Below are 20553 nucleotides of genomic sequence, written 5' to 3'. Positions count from 1 at the left end.
TCATTCTGTTGTTTCTGCCTTCATATGGGTATATTTGCATGCCTTCGAAACCGGTTGTTGCTTTTTTCGTAGAGGTGCATTAAGAGAGGTACTTGAAGAGAGACACTTGAGAGGAGCGAAGCTGGGGTGACCTTAAAACTGGTGATCGAGCAATTGGAGAAATCGTTTGGAGATAAGCGGGTTCTGGATCGAGTCGATTACACGTTTGAGCAAGGACGGATCTACGGGCTTCTCGGGCGAAACGGGGCGGGCAAGACTACGCTTTTTAATTGTCTGAGCGGAGAACAGCAAGCCGAAGCGGGCGGAGCCCGGATCATCGGCCTCCCTGATGAACAGGTGAGGCCCGAAGGAGCAAGCGGAGAGGAACCATACAGCAGGTCAAGCCCGCTATCGCCGGAGGACGTCGGGTATGTCTTTTCCCAGCCCATCCTGCCCGAATTTCTGACGGGGTATGAGTTTGTCAAATTTTATCGGGAGATTCACCCTCAGGCTCAAGGATCGGGGCAAAGCCCGGACGATTACCTCGACCTGGTCAGGCTGACGCGCGAAGACCGGCATCGGCTGATCAAGGATTATTCCCACGGCATGAAGAACAAGATTCAGATACTCTGCTTCCTCATCGCGAAGCCTCCGGTAATTCTGCTGGATGAGCCGCTGACCTCCTTCGATGTCGTAGTCGCGCATGAGATCAAGCAGCTGCTGCTGGAGATGAAGCGGGATCACATCATCCTCTTCTCCACCCACATCCTCCAGCTCGCGGCTGAATTATGCGATGAGGTCGTGCTGCTTCACAAGGGGAAGCTGGAGCCGATCTCTGCCGATCGGCTGACGAGCAGCAGCTTCGAAGCGGAGCTGGTGGAGCTGCTGAAGGAGGAGAACCATGCTTGATGCGGTCCGCGCCATCTGGGGAATCCGTTCATCGGCTGGAGCCAACCGGCTGATCTATTATACGAAGAAGCTGCCAATAGTGGGAAAGGGGATCAAGGATGGAATCTACGCCCATGTCGACCATAAGCGGAGGCTCGGAATCCTTGTCCGGCTGTTGACGGCAGCAGGAGGAACTCTAACGAAGGCCGCTTATGTGTGGCTTCTGCTCTACCTGCCTGCGGCGGAACTCGCTTCGGAGCTTACGGCCGAAGCGGCTTTGGAACGATTTCTCTATCTGTTCGTCGTTCTCAGCTTCGGAGTGGGCTTCTTCTCCAATGTCGTCGTCATGGAGCCGAAGAGGGACAAGTATTTGATGGTAAAGCTGATGAGAATTCCTCCCACCCTCTATATGCGCTCGAGTCTATCCCTGCGGTATGCGGGATTCCTCCTGCAATTTCTCCCGGTTCTCCTTGTGGCTTGTACGACCCTGGGAGCCTCTGTCTGGATGGGGGTTCTTCTGTCGCTTCTGATAACGTCCTGGCGGCTTGCTGCCGAAGCCTTTCATTTGAAGCTGTTCGACCGGACCGGTATCAATCTGATCAAACGAAACGGTGTGGTATGGACGGCAATTCTTGCAGGTTATGGGCTTGCTTATGTCCCTCTATTTGCGGTAAAAGATTTTACTCCGGCGGTCCGTACGATTCTATTCAGCTGGCCGGTGGCAGCGGCAATCATCGCCATCGGAATCGGAAGCGCATTCTACCTGTGGAGATTCAACCGTTATCCAGCAGCCGTCGATGCGGTAACGCGGGTGGATGAACCTCTTCTGGATCTCGGAAAGATGATGCGCGAAGCCCAGAAGGAGTCCCTACGGGTGAAAGAAGGAGACATGGCGCTAGATCCCGCAGACTCCGGGAAGCATGCCCGATTGACAGGCTACCGCTATTTGAATGCCTTGTTTTTTGCCAGGTACCGGCATCTGTTGATCGTACCTCTGAAGAAAAGGCTGATGGGAATCGGCATCGCCGTCTTGTTGGGGACGCTCGTGCTTCTTCTCACCCCGGACTTGTCGGCTGTCCAGAAGGCCATAAACACGGTGAAATGGGGAAACCTGAAGCTGATTTTTCTGATCGCCATGGCGTTCCTCGTTTTGGGCGAGCCTTACATCAAGAACCTGTTCTACCATTGCGATCGAAGCTTGCTGCGCTATTCCTTCTACCGCTCGCGTTCGGCCATTCTGGAGAACTACCGGATTCGACTTGGCAAGCTGCTGGCAGCGAATCTCCTCATTGCCGTGGTTCTCGCTCTGGGCATTCTCCTGCTGCTCCTGATGGCGGACATTTCGCTCACTCAGGATTGGCTGTTCCAATTGCTGACCCTTCCGGCGCTCGCCGCTTTTTACTCGGTGCATTATCTCTCCCTGTACTATCTGTTTCAGCCCTATTCGACGGAAATGAATGTAAAAAGCCCGTTTTACCATGTGATCAGCTCGCTCGTTGTTCCTGTTGCGGCTTGCCTTTTTCTCTGGATTCCGGAATCCTCTGCTTTCGCGGCGGGATGCTTTGCGGCAACCTTGCTTTATGGAGGAGTCGTGTATGGAGTGCTCGGGAAGTACGGAGCACGGACCTTTCGCTTGAAATAAGGGGAATCCCGACTCTTCCTCTTCCTTCGCTCAACTTTTTTCTTGAGATTGGAAACCTGATCCAGCTTCCGACAGTCTATTAAGGAAGAAGCTTCGCATGGGATAAAAGGTTGACATTAGGGAAAAGGTTGAGAAAACGGGGAGCGGAGAAGAGATGGGCATGATGAGGACCAAGGTGTTGGCCGGATTGGCGCTTGCCGCCATTCTTACGGCTGGTTGTGATCAGGATGGCGATAAGACCTCGAAGGATGCGGTCCCGACATCGGGGCAAGCGAGCGTATCTGGACAGGAGGGTTCATTGCCATCGAACAGTCCAACGGAGCCGCTAGGATCTGCTTCAAATCCTCCGGGAGCGCTCCATACTCCTGCCGAAGGTCTGGATACCACACCCTTGCCCGAATCGAAGCAAGCGGAGGCATTCGGCATCCGCATCGGGGAAGCCTATCCGGTAAAAGGATCCTTCGGGGTGAAGGAGGAGCCGGAGAACATCGTAACGGCATCGGGATTCCGTACGAAGCCTGACGAGACCTACACAGTAATAGAATTGAAGGGACCGTACGCTCGGATCGAAGCAGACGGAAAGTCAGGATGGCTGCCCACCTGGTATTTGACGAAGGAAGCGGAGAAGATCCGGAATGGGAAGCCGAAGCTGATGCTCGTACCGGCTGCCGGACCGCCCCTGTATCTGTATCCGGAATCGTCCGCATCAACAGATCCGTTGCCGCTTGAGGGAGGAAGAGTTGTGCAGGTTACCGCGGAATTCGGGGATTGGATGCAGGTGGAGTTCTGCCTGTTTGAAGCAGCGGATTATGGAGACCGGTGGATGAAAAAAGCGGATTTGAGTCCATACCGGGCGGAAGACGTCAAAGAAGGCCTTCTTCGAGCAGGAGGAAGCATGTACGATGACAAAGGCAACGCCACTCAAGAACAGCCCGCTTACCCCTTGATGATCTCCGAGGCTTTGTCAATCGAAGGAAAAGGGGACTTTTATCGCGTCTACGGTCCAGCTGGCTTTACGGGGTTGATCCGGCAAGCGGATTTCTTTCCCAACCCGTTTCAACAGAGCGATATAGCGGGTAACGTCGATTCTATTAACCGCTGAGGAAGAAGTGACCGCTTGTTTTAGGACAATGGAATGGCCGCAGAATGACCTCGCGATGACCACAATATAAGCCGTAGAGTGGTCCCATTGTGGCCGCAATATGACCGCAGAATGAACTCAGAACTTCCACAGAATGGCAGTTTGCAAGCAATGGAGCAGCCGGTATAAGGAACGAGCGGTAAGGCGTCCCCTGAGCGGGGGAACGCCTTTTTTTTCGCTCGCGATGATCCGTTAAGTGGACGAGGCTGCGCCTTCTTTCCTGCGGGACAGATGTTCCTCGGCCTTCTCCACAAAAAGCTGCAAATGAGCTGATCCAGCGGCTTCCGCGGTGAAGATCAGCGAGGTAGTCCGCTTCGCTTTCACCAGCTCCGGCAGCTGGCGGAGCACGAGCTCGCCCGATTCGAACAGTTGGCGTCGCAAATAGGACATCGGCAGCAGAGTCGCGGCCTTAAGCGAGGAGACGAGTCGGAGGATCGCCTCAAACGAGTCGATCTCCATCCGCACGTCCGGCAGAAGACCGCTCGCATCGAACAATTCGTCCACGAGCGTCCGGTACCAGGTTCCCCGCGCGAAGAGGATCATCGGCAGGCCGTTCAGCTCCTTCATGGCGACAGCCTCTTGCTCCGCAAGCGGATGTCCGGAAGAGAGGACGAGCGCGAGATGATCGTCAAAGAGCGGGATGCAGAGAACGCCCGAATGATCCGCTCGGGATGCGATCAGGCCGATATCGACCTTCTTCTCCTTGACGAGGCCGATGATTTCGTGGGTTTTGCCGGTGATCGCTTTGATGTCTGTCTCAGGAAAAGCTTCCGCGTATGCCGTGATCAGGTCGGGCAGCGTCGTCTGCAGCGTGGTGAGACTGGCGCCGATCGTCAAGGTGAGTGGTGCGGTTCCTTCTCGGAGCCGTCCGAAGGCTTCATGCAGCTCCAGATCAAGGGCGCGCATCTTCACCGCATACTCGTAGTACATTCGACCGGCCCGGGTCAGTCGGAGCCGTTTGCCTTCCCGGTCGAACAGCCGCAAGCCCAGCTCATCCTCCAGGACCATGATTTTCCGCGACACCGCAGGCTGAGACAGGCTCAGCAGAGCGGCTGCTCGGTTGACGCTCTCCTGCTCGACTACAGCGGTGAACACTTCCCAATCCTTCACCCGCATCCCCTCTGCTTATGCGTATTTGTTATAACTGATTATACTGGATTGATATTTCCATTATAAGTGTAAAAAGAGTACGATGAGAATAGTCACAGCGAATGATAGAAAATTTACATTTTTGTGAACTTTGCATCATTTGATTTTCCTCTGGTTATTTGTTGTAAGAGAGCATGCTGCGCATAGCGGGCAGGGCGAACCGAAGACCTGGCGCGCAGCGGATGCCACCGGATCGTGGGAGAGGTCATTTTTACAAGCGGTCACTGGAAGAGGCGTGAGAATCCAAATGGACGGGGGGCAACGGATTCATGAAGGGTAATTCGTACTACTACCGCAAGATTCACTCGCTTCTGGGGGTTTTTCCGGTCGGGTTCTTTCTCCTGGAGCATCTGATCACGAACTATTCTGCCTACAACGAAGGACATGAGGGTTTTATCCAAAAAATCGAATGGATCAATAAGCTGCCGCTTTTGCTCGGAATGGAAATTCTGTTTATTTGGCTGCCGATCCTCTATCACGGAATCTATGGAATGTATGTCGCCTTCACCGCCAAAAACAACGTTAAATCCTACGGGTATTACCGGAACATCCTTTTCATGCTGCAACGTGTAACCGGTGTCATTACGCTGATCTTCATCGGCTGGCATGTCTATGAAACGCGAATTCAACTGGCGCTTGGCAACGTGACGCACGATCAGCTTGGCGTGCAGATGCACGAGATTGTCACCCAGCCCGTTTCTTACGCCCTCTACATCATCGGAACATTGGCAGCTTCCTTTCATTTTACGAACGGAATGTGGTCCTTCCTGGTCAGCTGGGGCATCACGGTCGGGCCGCGGGCGCAGAAGGTGTCCGGTTACATCTGGTTCGGGCTGTTCATCGTGATGGCGGTCATGTTCGTTCTGACGCTGAACGCCTTCACCGGTTCCGACTTCGAGCAAGCGGCGGCAGTCGCTCTGAAAGGGTAGGTGATCCTCCATGGCAAGCAGCAAAATCATTGTGGTCGGCGGAGGACTGGCCGGGCTGATGGCAACGGTCAAAGCAGCGGAATCGGGCGTGTCGGTGGATTTGTTCTCGTTTGTGCCCGTGAAGCGATCCCACTCGGTATGCGCGCAGGGCGGAATCAACGGAGCGGTCAACACCAAAGGAGAAGGGGACTCTACGTGGGAGCATTTTGACGATACGGTATACGGCGGAGATTTCCTTGCCAATCAGCCTCCGGTCAAAGCCATGTGCGACGCTGCTCCCGGCATCATCCATCTCATGGACCGCATGGGCGTCATGTTTAACCGGACGCCGGAGGGCTTTCTCGATTTTCGCCGGTTCGGCGGCACCAAATATCACCGGACCGCCTTCGCCGGAGCAACGACTGGGCAGCAGCTTTTGTACGCGCTCGACGAGCAGGTCCGCCGCCACGAAGCAGCTGGACTTGTCACGAAATATGAATTCTGGGAATTTACTTCGGCTGTTCTCGATGAGGAGGGCGTATGTCGGGGGATTACGGCGCAGGATCTGCGTTCAATGGAGCTGAAGGTGTTCCGGGCGGACGCTGTGATTATGGCGACCGGAGGTCCGGGAATTATTTTCGGCAAAACAACGAATTCGGTCATCAACACGGGAACGGCGGCTAGCGCAGTCTATCAGCAGGGGGTCTACTATGCCAACGGCGAATTTATTCAAATTCACCCGACGGCGATTCCCGGCGATGATAAGCTGCGGCTTATGTCCGAATCCGCCCGGGGCGAAGGAGGGCGAATCTGGACCTACAAGGACGGCAAGCCCTGGTACTTTCTGGAGGAAAAATATCCGGCTTACGGCAATCTCGTCCCTCGAGATATCGCCACCCGCGAAATCTTCGATGTCTGTGTGAACCAAAAGCTAGGCATCAATGGCGAGAACATGGTGTATCTCGACTTGTCCCACAAGGATCCGAAGGAGCTGGATATCAAGCTAGGGGGCATTCTCGACATTTACGAAAAATTCATGGGCGAGGACCCGCGTCGGATTCCGATGAAAATATTTCCCGCCGTCCATTATTCCATGGGCGGACTATGGGTGGATTACAACCAGATGACCAACATTCCCGGCCTCTTCGCGGCGGGGGAATGCGATTACACCGTCCATGGAGCGAATCGGCTAGGGGCCAACTCGCTCGTCTCTTCGATCTTCGGAGGAATGGTGGCCGGTCCGAAGGCGATCGAGTATGTGCAGGGGCTGAGCAAGCAAGCGGAGGATATGAGCTCAAGGATGTTCGATGGCGAGCGGGAGCGGCAGGCGGACAAGTACGAGCAGCTGTTGCGGCTGGACGGAACCGAAAATGCTTACCAGATCCATCGCGAGCTGGGAGAGATGATGACCGAGAACATGACGGTCGTGCGGCACAACCAACGGCTGGAGGAGACGATCGGCCGGATCTTGCAGCTGAAGGAACGATACAAGCGGATCAGCATGACGGACACGGCGCGTTGGAGCAACCAAGGGGTAGCCTTCACCCGCCAGCTGTGGAACATGCTGGAGCTGGCCCAGGCGATGACCCAAGGAGCGCTGCTTCGCAACGAGAGCCGTGGGGCGCACTACAAGCCGGAATTCCCGAACCGGGACGACGAGAACTTCTTGAAGACGACCAAGGCGAGGTTCACCCCAGACGGCCCCGCCATCGAATACGAGCCGGTGGATGTCTCGCTTATCCCGCCGCGCAAGCGGGACTACACCACGGACAAGAAGAAAGGGGCGCATTGAGATGGCGGACAGAGTGGTGAAACCAGGAATGGGTTCGGGCGCGGCTGCACCGCCTAATCTGGCCCAAGCGGATGGGAATCCGGGGACCGTATGGCGGGCGAACCAGGCGAGCACGATAGAAGCGGCACTCCCTCTCGATTCGGAGAAAGCGGTGCATCGAGATGATCCGGTAACGCTCACTGCCTCTGTCACCCGGATGGTGAAGCTGGTCGTGACCCGGCAGGACGATCCGAAAGCCTCTGTTTATACGGAGGAATTCGAGGTTCCTTATCGGCCGAATATGAACGTCATCAGCGCGCTCATGGAGATTCAGCGCAATCCGGTGAATGCCTCGGGGAGCAAGACGACGCCTGTCTGCTGGGAGTCCAATTGCCTGGAGGAGGTGTGCGGCGCTTGTTCAATGGTGATCAACGGCAAGCCGCGTCAAGCGTGCAGTGCGCTCATTGATAAGCTGGAGCAGCCGATCCGGATCGCCCCCATGAAGACCTTTCCGGTCGTGCGCGACCTTGTCATCGACCGCGGGCAAATGTTCACCGCACTAAAGAAGGTCAAAGCCTGGATTCCCATCGACGGTACCTATGACCTCGGCCCCGGTCCGCGCATGGCGGAGGCCAAGCGACAGTGGGCTTACGAATTGTCCAAATGCATGACCTGCGGGGTGTGCCTCGAGGCTTGCCCCAATGTCAACGACCGCACCAGCTTCATCGGTCCTGCGGCGATCTCTCAGGTTCGGTTGTTCAATGCCCATCCTACAGGCGAGATGAACAAGCACGAGCGGCTGGATGCGCTCATGGAAGACGGAGGCATCGAGGGCTGCGGCAATTCGCAGAACTGCGTCCGCTCCTGTCCGAAGGGAATCCCGCTCACAACGTCCATTGCCGAGATGAACAAGGATACGACCAAGCGGCTGTTCCGCAAATGGTTCGGCATGTAGCAGACGCAGAACTTCTCATCCCCATTGACGCCGATTCATACCCACACGATCAGGGCTGACGGCGTACTAGCCAATCTAAAAAGAGCATTCCCGTCATCGCGTTCACTTGCGATGAAGAGGGAATGCTCTGTTGTTTAGCTAGCGGTCCATGCCGGTCAAACCGTACGTCCTCACCCTTGAACGTGTTGATAACAAGCGACGTCAATGGATCGGAGATAGGGTGCGGACATCCCGGTTTAGGAGCTGTTAGGAGTTATTATGAGCTGACAGCGTACCGGCCGAGTGGTTGACTTTGTGAATTATTCGGCTGCCAGAATCGGCAACAACTTAGAAGGTTCGCCCGAGTAGAGAACGTCCAGTCGGTGTAAAGCCCGAGTGGAAGCCACATACAACAGCTTCGCGTCCCGTGTGTCGGAGAGATAATGGCGCTCGTCCACATCGGTCAGGATGACCGCGTCGAACTCCAGCCCTTTGGCAAGGTAGACGGGGACGACCGACAGGCCGCCTTCATACCTCAGGTTGCCCGCGTGGATCAGGTTTGTGGTCATCCCTTGCCGGAGCAGGCTGTCATGCGCTTCCGTTGCTTCCTCCGCCGTGCGGGTGATGACAGCGACCGTATTCATGCCGCCTTCAGCGAGGATGGCGGACACGGTCTCCGCAAGCACCGCTTGCCGCTCCTTCGTGGAGGGAATCCGGCGAATTTGTACCGGCTCGCCTGTGCGGAAGACCGGAACGGCGAGGGAATCTCCCAGGCCGCCATTCGTCAGCACGCTATTGGCGAATTCGATGATTTCCGTCGTCGACCGGTAGCTCCGGTCCAGGCGGAAGAAGCCTTGACTGTCCTCCGGGAACTGATCCAGGAACTCCTCCCAATGGTGGATACCGCGGTAATCGTGTATCCCCTGGGATAAGTCGCCCAGGATGGTGAACGAGCCGGTCGGTACATGCTGCCGAAGGACGGCCAACTGGTACGGAGAGAAATCTTGGGCTTCGTCGATGACGGCATGATCGAAGCGATCGTTGCCGTCAACCCCGTACCAGCGGTTATGAATATGAAGCAGCGGCGCGAGGTCTTCCTCGGACACCGTCTTCTTACGGAGCAGCTTGAGCGTCGCCTGGGCGATTCCGGGTGGAACGGCGGCATGCGCTCCCGGCTCGAACAGCTTCGCGTAAAACGTCAGCGGAGTATAAGCGGGCCACTGCTTCAGGTAGGTTTTCAGCTTTGCGTTTGCTTTTTGCTTGCGGTCCTTGCGCACCTTCGGGTCGCCGATCTGATCCAGCTGCATCTCCAGCCAGCGGCGGATGCGCGCTTCTCCCCGTTCCCGACGCTTCATGAGCGGATAATGGCGGATGTCTTCATAGAACCACTTCCGAATCTGTTCCGCCTTCAGCACTCTTCCGTCCCAGGGGCTATAAGCCAGCTCCGGAATGAAGTCCGCTTCGAAGCGGTCCAGCTCGGCGTTGATCAACTCGGAGAAGGCGAGAGAACCTTTGAAGCGGCCGGCTGGCGGCTCCGTCTGATCGGTTTCGGCGAGAGCGGCGGTATCGGCAGAAGCGTCTGCGCCGGCTTTCGCTTTGCGGGCTCCGGCTGGCGGCTTGGCATCCTTCAGCCGGAAGTGCTCCTCGTACGAAGCGGTGGCGTCAGCCAGCTTCAGGCTATCGTGCAGGCGGTCGAGAGCCCATTCGGGCAGCGTTGTCTGCTTGATGTGTCCGACGCCCAACTCCGGAAGCACGCCGGAGATGTAGTCGAGAAACATCCGGTTGGGGGCGAAGATGATCATCCGCTCGGCTCGCATGCTATCGCGGTAACGATAGAGCAGATAAGCCAGCCGGTGCAGGGCGACGGTTGTTTTCCCACTTCCCGCGACCCCTTGGATGACAAGCGCTTTGTTGCGGTCGGCGCGGATGATGCGGTCCTGCTCCGCCTGGATGGTGGAGACGATGTCGCGCAGCTTGTTGTCCTTGTTCTCGCCGAGGCGATAGAGCAGAAATTCATCGGCGACCGCGCCGCCGAGGTTCTCCTGCCCGCGCACATACGAGTCGACGACCCGCTGTAGCTCTCCCTGCCGTACGAGTAGGTTCCGCTTGAGATGAACGTCGCCCTCGACGGTCCCGTCCGGCGACTCGTACGAGGCGGAATCTTCCCCGCCGGTAAACGAATAGTACAGTTCGGCGACCGGAGCGCGCCAATCGATGACGAGCAGCCGTCCTCCGCCGGAGTGCTCCAGCCCTCTTTTGCCGATGTAGAGCGGAGCTGAGGTTGGAGCTCCTCGTTCCTGATAGTCGAGCCGTCCGAAATACGGCTCATCTGCAATCCGGGCCAGCTGCTGCCGGTTTTCTTCCCGGACGCTTTCCAGCACCTGCTCGGTGTAATCGTCCCCGCGGTAGCGAGGCACCTGGTCCAACTGCTCCCGCTGCAAGCGGATTTCATCCGCTGTCATGCGCAGACGGGGCTCTTCTTCCAGATAGGCACTTTGATTCGAATCCGTCAAAATCAGTTACCTCCATGGATCATATTCAGCCCTTCCAGATCCCTTCTGGATGGAAAGACAGAATTTCACTATAGCACAGTGGACATTCAGCGGCAATGAGCTTAGCACAAAGGAAGGGGGGACGTCGGTGAGAGGGGGGAGAGTGAGATCGAGTTTGTGGGGGACGTCGGAGAGAGGGGGATAGCGGAATCGGGTAAGGGGAAAACGGCGGATAACTCGCCCCTGGCATCCATGGCGATGTCCCTACTCGTCCGCAGAAGAGTCGGCGGTAGATGGAAGCTCCTTAACCTGGCTTCCGGCGACCTGCTCGTCCACGCTTTCGATAAAGCGGTTCAGAAACGGATGGTCCTGGGCTTTGGCGATCACCAGTTGAACATAGGTCTCGCCGATCTCGTCGGCTGGAAAGGACGTCAGTGGATAGGCGTCCGTCACCACTCCGGCCGGAAGCAGGCTCACGCCCATGCCGAGCGAGACCGCCTTCAGAATCGCTTCGACCGTGTCAAATTCAACGGCTTCCGGCTGACGGAGGGTCCTGAGGAGAACCCACTGCTCCAACAAGCTTCGATAAGGGCAGCCTGGCGTTGAGGTCACGATGATCGGCTGACGAGCGAGCTCCTCGACTTGGCGTCGCTCCTGTGGGGCAACAAGAACGAGCGGCTCGCGGAAGAGCAGCACACTCTTCAGCTTGGGATGGTGATAGTCTGTATTTACAAAAGCACAGTCCAGCTCTCGTGATGCTACCGCTTCGATCAGCGCCGCCTGAGTGTCCGTTCTGACGGCGATGCGCACCTGGGGGCAGGCTTCCCGGAACGAAGCCAACCACACCGGCAATTTGCCGGCCGCGATGGTCGAGGTTGCGCCGATGCGGAGCACGGGTGTAGCTTTTTGCAGCTGCTGCTTCGCATTCGTCAGCAGCTCGATGATCGGGTCTGCATAAGCGAGCAGACGCATCCCATCGTCGGTGAGGGTCACCCCTTTGCTGTGGCGAATAAACAAGGCGGTTCCAAGCTCCTCCTCCAGGCTGCGAATATGGGCGGTCACGTTCGATTGGACATACCCCATTTTGTCGGCTGCACGAGAGATGGATCGTTCATATGCGACTTCTCGGAAAATGCGAAGCTCCAGGCTTTCCATGAGACAGCCTCCTATCAGTTTGGCTGATGGATGGGATCATTGCTACCTATTATACCTCTCTTTCGCGACGAGGTACGATGGGACAGTGGACCACGAAACCGAAAGGGGAAGTCAGCATGGAAGGTCATAAGAAAACAGCGGTTATCACCGGCGGAGCGACGGGAATCGGTAGAGCGATCGGGATGAAGCTGGCGGAAAGGGGAGCCAACATCGTCCTAAACTATGCCCATTCCGAGCAGGAAGCAAGGGCGGCGGCCATGCTAATGGAAGAGAGGGGAGCGGAGGTTCTCTTGATCCAAGCCGACGTCTCGAAAGAGGAAGACGTGAAGAGAATGATCGAGTGGACGGTGGAGCAGTTTGGGGGTATCCACTATTTGGTGAACAATGCCAGTATCACGAAGCAGCTGGAGCTGTCCGATCTGGAGGCGGTAACGGATGAATGCTGGGACCAGATCATGGCGGTGAACGTCAAAGGTATGTTTTCCTGCGCGCGTGCGGCTGCTCCGTTCCTCAAGCGCGAGGAAGGCAGCGCGATCCTCAACATGGGCAGCATCGCCGGGTTGACCGGCTCCGGGTCATCGCTGCCTTATGCGGTGTCCAAAGCCGCCGTTCACGGATTGACGAAATCGCTGGCTCATGCCCTCGCGCCGGCAATCCGCGTGAACGCTCTCGCCCCGGCCGCCGTCGCCACACGCTGGTGGCAGGGCGAGGAGGAGAAGATGCTGCGCCTGAGCGGTCATTTGCCTCTCCAGCGCCTATCGACGCCGGAGGACATTGCCGAATTGGCCTGCGCCATTCTCGTCCAGGAATCCCTAACGGGTCAGATCATCAGCCCGAACAATGGCATGCTCATTTGATACGATTGAAAAGGAGCGCCCGCCCGGATAAGCTGCAAGCCGGGGAGGACGCTCCTCTATTTGTCACACTTCATGCTCGAACATCGGAACCTTTTACCGGAAGCTCGTGTTGACGGCTTTCAGCAGAACACGGACGTCATGCTGGTACGGGGTGACCGGCGCGATCGGCCGCTTGATGCCCATCAGCGTGTAGACGGCGATCCTAGCGGCGCGAACGGAATATTCCTCCGTAAACACCATGTCCTCCGGAATTTCGACGAACTGGCTGATGAGGGCCAAGTTGGTGGATCCCTCCGGTACGACCTTCGGACGATCGGTCATCTTCCGCGGCTGGAACTGGGCGTCAATGTAAGGCATGTTGCACGGGATGACATTGATGACGTCTTTCAAGATGGCATCCAGCTCGTCTTCCCAATGCAGATGATGGAGCAGCTCAATCAGCATCTCTTCACCAGTGCAGTCGCGCATCGGTTTTTGGACGTAATCTCCAAGTTTGTCGGTGTAGAGCCCATAGCCCCAGAAGATCGTCTGATCCGCCGGCTGGTTGATGAAATGCGGCTGAGCGGCCACGACGATGGACATCCGCCAGCTGGAATCCTTGAACGTCATCAGGGCGCCGCTGCCGGGAACGTTGCGGGAGAACTGCTCGATCTTCTTCAGCAGCTTGTTTCCCTGCATCGTAACCGTGAAGGAGGTCCAGTTCGTCTCTTCCGGATTGCCGAAGAACGGCTTTGGATCACCCAGATGAGGAGCTTTCTTAGCGGCGATGTTGGCCCAAAGATCTCCCGAGAGCGGACGCTCCGGAAGGAAAGGGGCGGACGTATGCAAGTCCCCTAGCGTCGCCGAGTCGGTCATGCTCGCATTCGTGGCGATGCACAGATCGCCTTCTTTTAACGGGATGATGCCCTTGCCATTCAGGTCTTCGTAATGGATGGCCGTCACGGTGATGCCTTCGCCTTCCGCGAAGTCAAAATCTGTTACCCGACAGTGGAGCGAGAAATCCACGCCATGCTTGTCGAGATAAGCTTTCAAGGGAAGGATAACGGAATCATATTGGTTGTAAGGAGTGCGGGTTACACCCTCCAGCGTATGAATCCGGGAAAATTCGAAGATCATCCGGTTCATGTACCGGCGCAGTTCGAACAGGCTGGACCATTCCTGGAAGGCGAACGTCGTCTGCCACATGTACCAGAAGTTGGTCTCAAAGAAATGCGGGCTGAACCAGTCGGAGATTTTCAGGTTGTCGAGCTTTTCCTCCGGGGTGCGGACGAGCTTCAGCAGGGCCATCCGGTCCTGCATGCTGAAGCCCATGCTCGTCACGTCGAGGACTTGGCCGTCCTTGTCGATGAGGCGGGCGTTGGCGTGGGTTGGATGCGCATGGTCGAATTCCAGAATCTCTTCGCTGACGCTCTTGCCCGGTTGATGGATGGAAGGGATGGAATACATCAACTCCCAGAAGTTCTCATACGTCTCTTCGTTAAGCATGCGTCCGCCGCGGGCGACGAAGCCCTTTTGCGGAGTTCCTATACCGTCATTGGAACCGCCTACGATAGGCAGACCCTCGAGAATGTGAATGCTCTTGCCGTCCATGCCGCCGTCTCGGATCAGATAAACAGCCCCGGCGAGAGATGCGAGACCGCCGCCTACGAAATACACCTGTTTGGTTCCGCGATCATGGGTCATGATTCAAACCTCCTATGAGTTATGGATGCCACTGACGTTTACATCTCCCATCTTAGGACGATCCATACCGCCGTTCTATAGACAAAAACCGCCCGGTGTCTAAACTTTCAACACCGGACGGTTTTTGTAAAAAGGTCTTGAGGGTTCGATTTCTAGCTGATTAGTTGGCGGGCTCGACGAACTTCTCCAGATTGCTGCGGAATTCTCCTTCAAGCAGGCGGCTCAGCTTGGCGATGATGACGGCGGGCTCCTCGCGCATATCGGTGCGAATCCAATCGAGGACGAGCCCCACAAAGGCATACTTGTAAAAGTCCGCGATGAAGGTCTTGTGCTCGTCTGTCACGTTCAGTCCCGCCGAGCTTTCCTCGACGACGCTGTAGAGCAATTCGTGGGTCATCTTGTAGAGGTAGCTCTCCAAATGCTCCCGGCCGAGGGAGCGATAGGCGTTGGTAGCGAAGGATTTGTTATCCCGGACATATCCAAGGACCTGCAGGAAGCCCTGCTGCCAGGTATCATAGGTTTTCTTATCTCCAAGCACACGCTCGGCGTCGGTATCCAGAATCCAGCGCAAGAGGTCGTACACATCTTGAAAATGATAATAAAAGGTCTGCCGATTTACCTCGCAGTCATCCGCGATGTCTTTTACGGTGATCTTGTCCAGCGTGGTCTTCTCAAGCAAGCTTTTCAAGGAGGCGGCCAGAGCCTTTTTGGTGATTTGGGACATGAGGCGAACTCCTTCCGGATCGAATGAAAGCGCCGACGCTGGCATTCAATCGAGATTAATACAGCCGGGGCAGCTTGTCGAGGGTGATGGCGTACTCATGATGATACGTCGCATAGAGCACTTTCTCGGAGGTCCAAACGTCGGTAGAACCGTATTCCTTGGACCAGATCATATACCATGCCCACGGAATCCCGTTTGCCGCTACCTCTGAGATATTCGGAGTCACGCCGATTTCACCGAGAGCGGTCACTTTTGAAACGGGGGTAATCTGAATGAGCTCCTCGTACTCGGGCTTCAAAGCCGTATGCTTGCGTTTAGGAGGATACAAGTCCCGGGATATCACATCTACGACTTCATCGCCTGGATACCCTTCCTTCAGCGGTGAGTTCCAAACCCAAATCAGGTTGTCCAGGTGGTGGACGTTCGTATAACGCTCATACATGATCCGGTAGAGCTTCCTCGCCACATCGGGACCTTTGGCTCCCCACCAGAACCAGGTACCCTCCGCCTCATGAAACGGCCGCCACAACAGGGGAATTCGTTTGTCACGGAACTCCTTCAAAATTTCGGCGATGTGATCCATATCGGATATCAAAGCTTGATGTTCAACCGTTCCTTCGATCACCGCTTGCGAAGCGTCGTAATCGGTAAATTCTGTATAAAAGCTTTTATCCCGTCCGCCGATTGGCGAAAACCAATGCCAAGCGAAGGTGATCAAGCCCTTCTGGTTCAAAACCCAATCCCAAGCTTTTTCCAGGGTGTTCTTGTTCTCCTCAACTTCGACCAAGCATTCCTCCCCGCTATCCTCGTAGTTGATATTCGGGGAATAGCTCAGCAGCTCAAAACCGCACAAAGCCGGCAGCTTTCCCGTAACCTCTTGAATATAACCCAGCTCCTTCTGGTCGCGGGTTTGCGTATGCTGCCCGGTGATTAAGCCTTTCCCGGCTACTTCGGACAAAAAAGTCATTACTGCCTTCACCTCTTCGGAGGCGTTGGGATTACATGGAATCGGATTTGGTTTCTTCAGGTCAATCGCTCCTTTTTGCTTTTCATGTGATTGCTTTACCCTTGTTCATTTTTCCATTGGACATCACACTTCATCCCTGATGGATTCAGTCTGTAAGCCTTAGGCGACCGCCCGTACACCTTGGAAAATTGCCGCGTGAAGTAGTTGCTGTCATTGAATCCGCATTGGTAGGAAATGACGGTTATCGGGAGCTCGGTATGCTTCAACAAGGCACAGGCACGATCCAACCGAAGCCGGATCAGATAGGACATCGGTGTCGTTTGATAATAGGATTGAAAAATCCGGTTCAAGTGCCGGACGGAGACGTTTGAACGGTCGGCCACATCCTCTAAGGTGATCGGTTCAAGATAATGATCCTCGATGAAGGAGATCGCATTCGCCAAATGCATCAACTTGCTGGGCATGCTTTTCTCTTGGCTGTCGTATTGCCTGGACAAATAGACGACGAGCTCCATAAATCGAGAAAGCACCATCGTTTGATACCCCTGATGCTTTTGGGTGTATTCGTCGATCATGACCGAGATGAGAGCAGAGACGTATTCCAGATTGGGGAGGGAAAGATTGAGCATGCTGGAGTACGAATGAAGATTGCGATAGAACGGTTCGATGACGAACAGCGCCTGAAATCCATTTGAAAGGCGAAGGTCCGGACCGATAAAGCGCAGGATTTCGGGCTTGTACATAATATTGCAAATCTTAAACTCATGGGGGTCTTTGTAAGCATGAGTAGCTTCGCCGCTGATGACAAATACATTCGCCTTCTTGATAAAATACGTTTCGGTATTGACGATATGGGTCGCGTTCCCGCTCAGCACAATCACCAGTTCGGAGAATTCATAGTGTTGATGCAAGAACAGATCATCATCGTGTCCGCCATACTGAATGAAGAAAGGGAATTGCTCATCCTTCGTAAACCAATCCAGGTAGACTTTGTCCACGAGTTCTCCTCCCCGAGACGCAACGACAAACATGTCTATATCATGCTATAGAGGCGACCATAAAATCAAGGATCAAAAGGAGCGATCACAATAGACTGAAATTGAGCCACGGAGTGGCTAGGCTTCCATACATGAACAAACTCAGGAGGAACAGCGTCGATGCCAAATCCTTATCTACCGAATTGGGAGTATATCCCTGATGGAGAGCCGAGAGTCTTCGGCAACCGTGTTTACGTATACGGCTCTCATGACTTGGCCGGCTCGGACCGGTTCTGTGATTATACGTTGAAGGTATGGTCAGCTGACATTCACGATCTGAACAACTGGATATGTCACGGAGACAGCTTTCACACACGCATGGACCGGGATCACGAGAGCGACACCTCATGGACAGACCGGGAGCTTTATGCTCCAGATGTGGTTGAACGGGATGGACAGTATTACCTCTATGCCTACATCGTTGGATCCAAGGGCTGTGTTGCGGTAAGCGACAGGCCCGAAGGACCCTTCAAGCTGCTTTCAACCTATCGGGTTCCGGACAACAGCGCGCAAATTCTGGAAGAGGGACACTTTATCGATCCCGGTGTGCTGGTAGATGATGACGGCAGGGTTTATCTCTACTGCGGGTACCTCAGCTCCTACATGGCTGAAATCAATCCCGACAATATGCTTGAAATTTTGCCAGACTCCTTTCAGCCGGATATCCTTCCAGTTGATGAGCCCTTCGGCTTCTTTGAAGCCTGCTCGCCTCGCAAGGTCGGAGATACGTACTACTTGATTTATTCTCCTAAGATGGGGAGCAGGCTCGATTATGCGACGAGCCAATCTCCCGTTGGACCTTTCCAATACGGTGGTACGATTGTTGATAATGGAGTCGATTATCCCGGCGGCAACAACCACGGATCGATCTGTCAGATTAAGGGACAGTGGTATATCTTTTATCACCGGATGACGAATAACACGGTCATGTCGAGACGCGCCTGCGTGGAACGAATCTCCATACTTCCCGATGGAAGCATTCCTCAGGTGGAGATGACTTCATTAGGCTTTGATCAATCCCTTTCCCCTTATCGGTTTATCCCGGCAGATCTCGCTTGTGTGCTCAAAGGCGGATGCTATATTACGGAGAGAAATGTTATCGATCGAGCCGTTGTCCACATTACCAGCGGATGTGTGATCGGGTTCAAGTATTTGGACTTCGGAGAAGATTACTCCAGCAAAACCATGGAATTCACGGTGAAGGTACGAGGCTGCGGCAACAAAGGAAAGATGAACATCGTGCTTGATCATAGCGAAAACGGCGAAGTCATCGGCACATGCGACATCGGAGCCGATCATGAAGTGATCCATACGGCAGTTAAGGCCGTAACCGGCAGACATGCGGTATTCCTTGTCTTTGAGGACGAATACAGCGGTTACTTCGGGCAGTTTTTCGAAGGCAGGCCTCTCTGTGAACTGGATGGCTTTGTCTTCCACAAATAACATTCCTGATGATGGAGGAGAGACAAATGAAATTTTCGAATCCCATTTTGCCTGGTTTTTACCCGGATCCGAGCGTCTGCAGGGTTGGCGAGGATTACTATTTGGTGAACAGCTCGTTCGGTTATTATCCGGGAGTCCCGATTTTTCACAGCAAGGATTTGGTCCAGTGGACACAGATCGGGCATTGCTTGTCCAGAGAGAGCCAACTTCCCTTATCCAGTAAATCGGAAAGGGAGTCTTTCAGCTTTGTCGGAATTTATGCGCCTACGCTTCGCCACCATAACGGCCGGTTTTATATGATTACGACTAATGTATCGCATAACGGTAACTTTTACGTATGGGCGGAGCGGCCCGAAGGCCCCTGGTCAGATCCCCTTCTTTTGAATTGGCCGGGTATCGATCCCTCCCTGATGTTCGATCAGGATGGGAAGGTGTATATTTCGGGGACAGGGAGCTATGAGGAACACTCAGGGATCTACCAGGCGCAGATCGACCTTGAGACGGGAGTCTTGCTCTCGGAGCGCAAGCTGATTTGGGAAGGGACAGGTGGGCAATGCCCGGAAGGCCCTCACCTGTACCGAATCGGATCCTTTTACTATTTGCTTATCGCGGAAGGCGGAACGGAATACGGCCATATGGTGACGATTGCGAGAAGCAAGCAGCCGGATGGACCCTTCGAGTCCTGTCCGCATAACCCCATCCTGACCCATCGAAGCATCCAGAGTCCGATTCAGGCGACTGGACATGCCGATCTGGTTCAGGCGCATGACGGCAGTTGGTGGGCGGTATTTCTGGGCATTCGCGTCTACCACTACCCCTACTATCACCACTTGGGCAGAGAAACGTACCTCGCGCCGGTGACATGGACGGAGTCGGGCTGGCCCGTGATTGGCGACCAGGGCCGGGTGCAGCTGGAAATGGAAGGACCGGCCTTCTATTCGGGAGACTTGGACACAGAGTCGCGATTTGCCAGAGATGACTTCAATACCGAGCGGTTGGGATTTCAATGGAATCACTTGCGGAATCCACAAGAGGGAACGATTTCGCTCAAGAAAAAACCGGGCTGGCTCGCTCTTTCCGGGACAGCGAACGGCTTGGATCAGCAGTCGCCGCAAGCCTTTGTCGGGCGCAGGCAGCAGGATTTGGAATGCCGCGTTAGCACACTCGTCTCCTTTGAACCCGAAATGGACGGGGAGGAAGCCGGCTTAACCGCTTATATGAATGAAAAAGCTCATTACGATATTGCGATCGCTCGGAAGGATGGAATCAAAGTGATTCGGTTTCGCCGCCGGATCGGAAGCATGTGGAAGATGGAACGGGAAGAGCCGCTTGAACGGGGAGAGATTATTCTCGCTATCCGAGCGAATGCGACAACCTATACCTTCCTTTATTCCCGGCCGGGTGAAGAGGAACGAGTAATCGGGGAGGGAGAATGCTCCTACCTTTCCTCGGAGGTTTCCGGAGGCTTTACCGGCGTTTATTTTGGTTTGTACGCCACGGGGAATGGCATGCCGTCTCAAACACCGGCGTTTTTTGATTATTTCGATTATCAAAGATAAGGCCTGTTTCATCTATTTGACTCTTGGGAATGATCAGTCGATAACGGTAAGCCCAAAAAAAGATGCCCGCCAACGGGGCGGGCATTCACAATGTATTGAAAAAAGGGGGTCTTGTTAGTTATTCTAACCTGACTCTGTTAACAACGCGTAACAGTAATATTTCATTTGTGTTACAAAATGTCGTATCTTACCATCTTCTGTTGCCGGGAGCACAAATCCCTTCA

At 54.8% G+C, this 20553-nt stretch carries 16 protein-coding genes; 9 read left to right on the top strand and 7 right to left on the bottom strand.

The features are described 5' to 3' along the window. The first annotated feature begins 126 nt into the window (after positions 1–126). From BN2684_RS11875 to BN2684_RS11865, 3 genes are all read left to right on the top strand, one after another. Positions 127–888, top strand: coding sequence for an ABC transporter ATP-binding protein (locus tag BN2684_RS11875; protein ID WP_199825314.1), 762 nt, complete (start codon positions 127–129; stop codon positions 886–888). Then, positions 881–2509, top strand: a complete 1629-nt coding sequence (locus BN2684_RS11870) for a hypothetical protein (RefSeq protein WP_058302350.1) — start codon at positions 881–883, stop codon at positions 2507–2509. Before BN2684_RS11875 ends, BN2684_RS11870 begins: the two co-directional genes overlap by 8 nt. A 160-nt stretch (positions 2510–2669) precedes the next feature. Further along, positions 2670–3611 carry an SH3 domain-containing protein gene (locus tag BN2684_RS11865; RefSeq protein ID WP_148449951.1) on the top strand — a complete coding sequence of 314 codons (942 nt, stop codon included), beginning with the start codon at positions 2670–2672 and terminating at the stop codon, positions 3609–3611. Between the two features lie 231 nt (positions 3612–3842). On the opposite strand, the gene BN2684_RS11860 is transcribed toward BN2684_RS11865, so the two are convergent. Further along, positions 3843–4760, bottom strand: a complete 918-nt coding sequence (locus tag BN2684_RS11860) for a LysR family transcriptional regulator (RefSeq protein ID WP_058302348.1) — start codon at positions 4758–4760, stop codon at positions 3843–3845. Between the two features lie 308 nt (positions 4761–5068). On the opposite strand from BN2684_RS11860, the gene BN2684_RS11855 reads away from it, so the two are divergent. The 3 genes from BN2684_RS11855 (at position 5069) to sdhB (ending at position 8433) form a co-directional block, all read left to right on the top strand. Then, positions 5069–5728, top strand: coding sequence for a succinate dehydrogenase cytochrome b558 subunit (locus BN2684_RS11855; protein ID WP_058302347.1), 660 nt, complete (start codon positions 5069–5071; stop codon positions 5726–5728). A 10-nt stretch (positions 5729–5738) separates the two neighbouring features. After that, a complete protein-coding gene (sdhA, locus tag BN2684_RS11850) occupies positions 5739–7499 on the top strand; it encodes a succinate dehydrogenase flavoprotein subunit (RefSeq protein WP_058302346.1) in 1761 nt (586 codons plus the stop codon). Between the two features lie 196 nt (positions 7500–7695). Beyond that, entirely contained in the window at positions 7696–8433 is a 738-nt protein-coding gene (gene sdhB / locus BN2684_RS11845) for a succinate dehydrogenase iron-sulfur subunit (RefSeq protein ID WP_058302564.1), read from the top strand. 299 nt (positions 8434–8732) lie between these two features. On the opposite strand, the gene BN2684_RS11840 is transcribed toward sdhB, so the two are convergent. Both BN2684_RS11840 and BN2684_RS11835 read right to left on the bottom strand, forming a co-directional pair. Continuing rightward, on the bottom strand, positions 8733–10925 hold the full coding sequence (locus tag BN2684_RS11840; RefSeq protein ID WP_187385768.1) for a HelD family protein: 2193 nt from the start codon (positions 10923–10925) through the stop codon (positions 8733–8735). Between the two features lie 243 nt (positions 10926–11168). Next, on the bottom strand, positions 11169–12059 hold the full coding sequence (locus BN2684_RS11835; RefSeq protein ID WP_082651901.1) for a LysR family transcriptional regulator: 891 nt from the start codon (positions 12057–12059) through the stop codon (positions 11169–11171). Positions 12060–12175: 116 nt separating this feature from the next. Between BN2684_RS11835 and BN2684_RS11830 the strand changes: the two genes are divergently transcribed. After that, a complete protein-coding gene (locus BN2684_RS11830; protein ID WP_058302345.1) occupies positions 12176–12916 on the top strand; it encodes an SDR family NAD(P)-dependent oxidoreductase in 741 nt (246 codons plus the stop codon). A gap of 93 nt (positions 12917–13009) precedes the next feature. On the opposite strand, the gene BN2684_RS11825 is transcribed toward BN2684_RS11830, so the two are convergent. The 4 genes from BN2684_RS11825 to BN2684_RS11810 all read right to left on the bottom strand — a co-directional run bounded on the left by BN2684_RS11825 (position 13010) and on the right by BN2684_RS11810 (position 17288). Beyond that, a complete protein-coding gene (locus BN2684_RS11825) occupies positions 13010–14599 on the bottom strand; it encodes an oleate hydratase (protein WP_058302344.1) in 1590 nt (529 codons plus the stop codon). A gap of 160 nt (positions 14600–14759) precedes the next feature. Then, on the bottom strand, positions 14760–15323 hold the full coding sequence (locus tag BN2684_RS11820) for a TetR/AcrR family transcriptional regulator (protein ID WP_058302343.1): 564 nt from the start codon (positions 15321–15323) through the stop codon (positions 14760–14762). A gap of 55 nt (positions 15324–15378) precedes the next feature. Next, a complete protein-coding gene (locus BN2684_RS11815) occupies positions 15379–16332 on the bottom strand; it encodes a glycoside hydrolase family 26 protein (protein WP_262360924.1) in 954 nt (317 codons plus the stop codon). A 53-nt stretch (positions 16333–16385) separates the two neighbouring features. Then, positions 16386–17288 (bottom strand): helix-turn-helix domain-containing protein, encoded by a 903-nt coding sequence (locus BN2684_RS11810; RefSeq protein WP_058302341.1) that lies wholly within the window; start codon positions 17286–17288, stop codon positions 16386–16388. Positions 17289–17447: 159 nt separating this feature from the next. On the opposite strand from BN2684_RS11810, the gene BN2684_RS11805 reads away from it, so the two are divergent. Together BN2684_RS11805 and BN2684_RS11800 are read left to right on the top strand one after the other, a co-directional pair. Then, positions 17448–18770, top strand: a complete 1323-nt coding sequence (locus tag BN2684_RS11805; RefSeq protein WP_058302340.1) for a family 43 glycosylhydrolase — start codon at positions 17448–17450, stop codon at positions 18768–18770. A gap of 26 nt (positions 18771–18796) precedes the next feature. Next, the gene (locus BN2684_RS11800; RefSeq protein ID WP_082651900.1) at positions 18797–20329 is read left to right on the top strand and encodes a glycoside hydrolase family 43 protein; all 1533 of its coding nucleotides are present in this window, start codon (positions 18797–18799) and stop codon (positions 20327–20329) included. Positions 20330–20553 lie beyond the last annotated feature (224 nt).

Origin of the sequence: Gorillibacterium timonense (assembly GCF_001457415.1) — a bacterium.
GTDB classification, from domain to species: domain Bacteria; phylum Bacillota; class Bacilli; order Paenibacillales; family NBRC-103111; genus Gorillibacterium; species Gorillibacterium timonense.
Note: the sequence above shows the minus strand (reverse complement) of the source record. Positions and strands in the feature narration are given on the sequence as shown.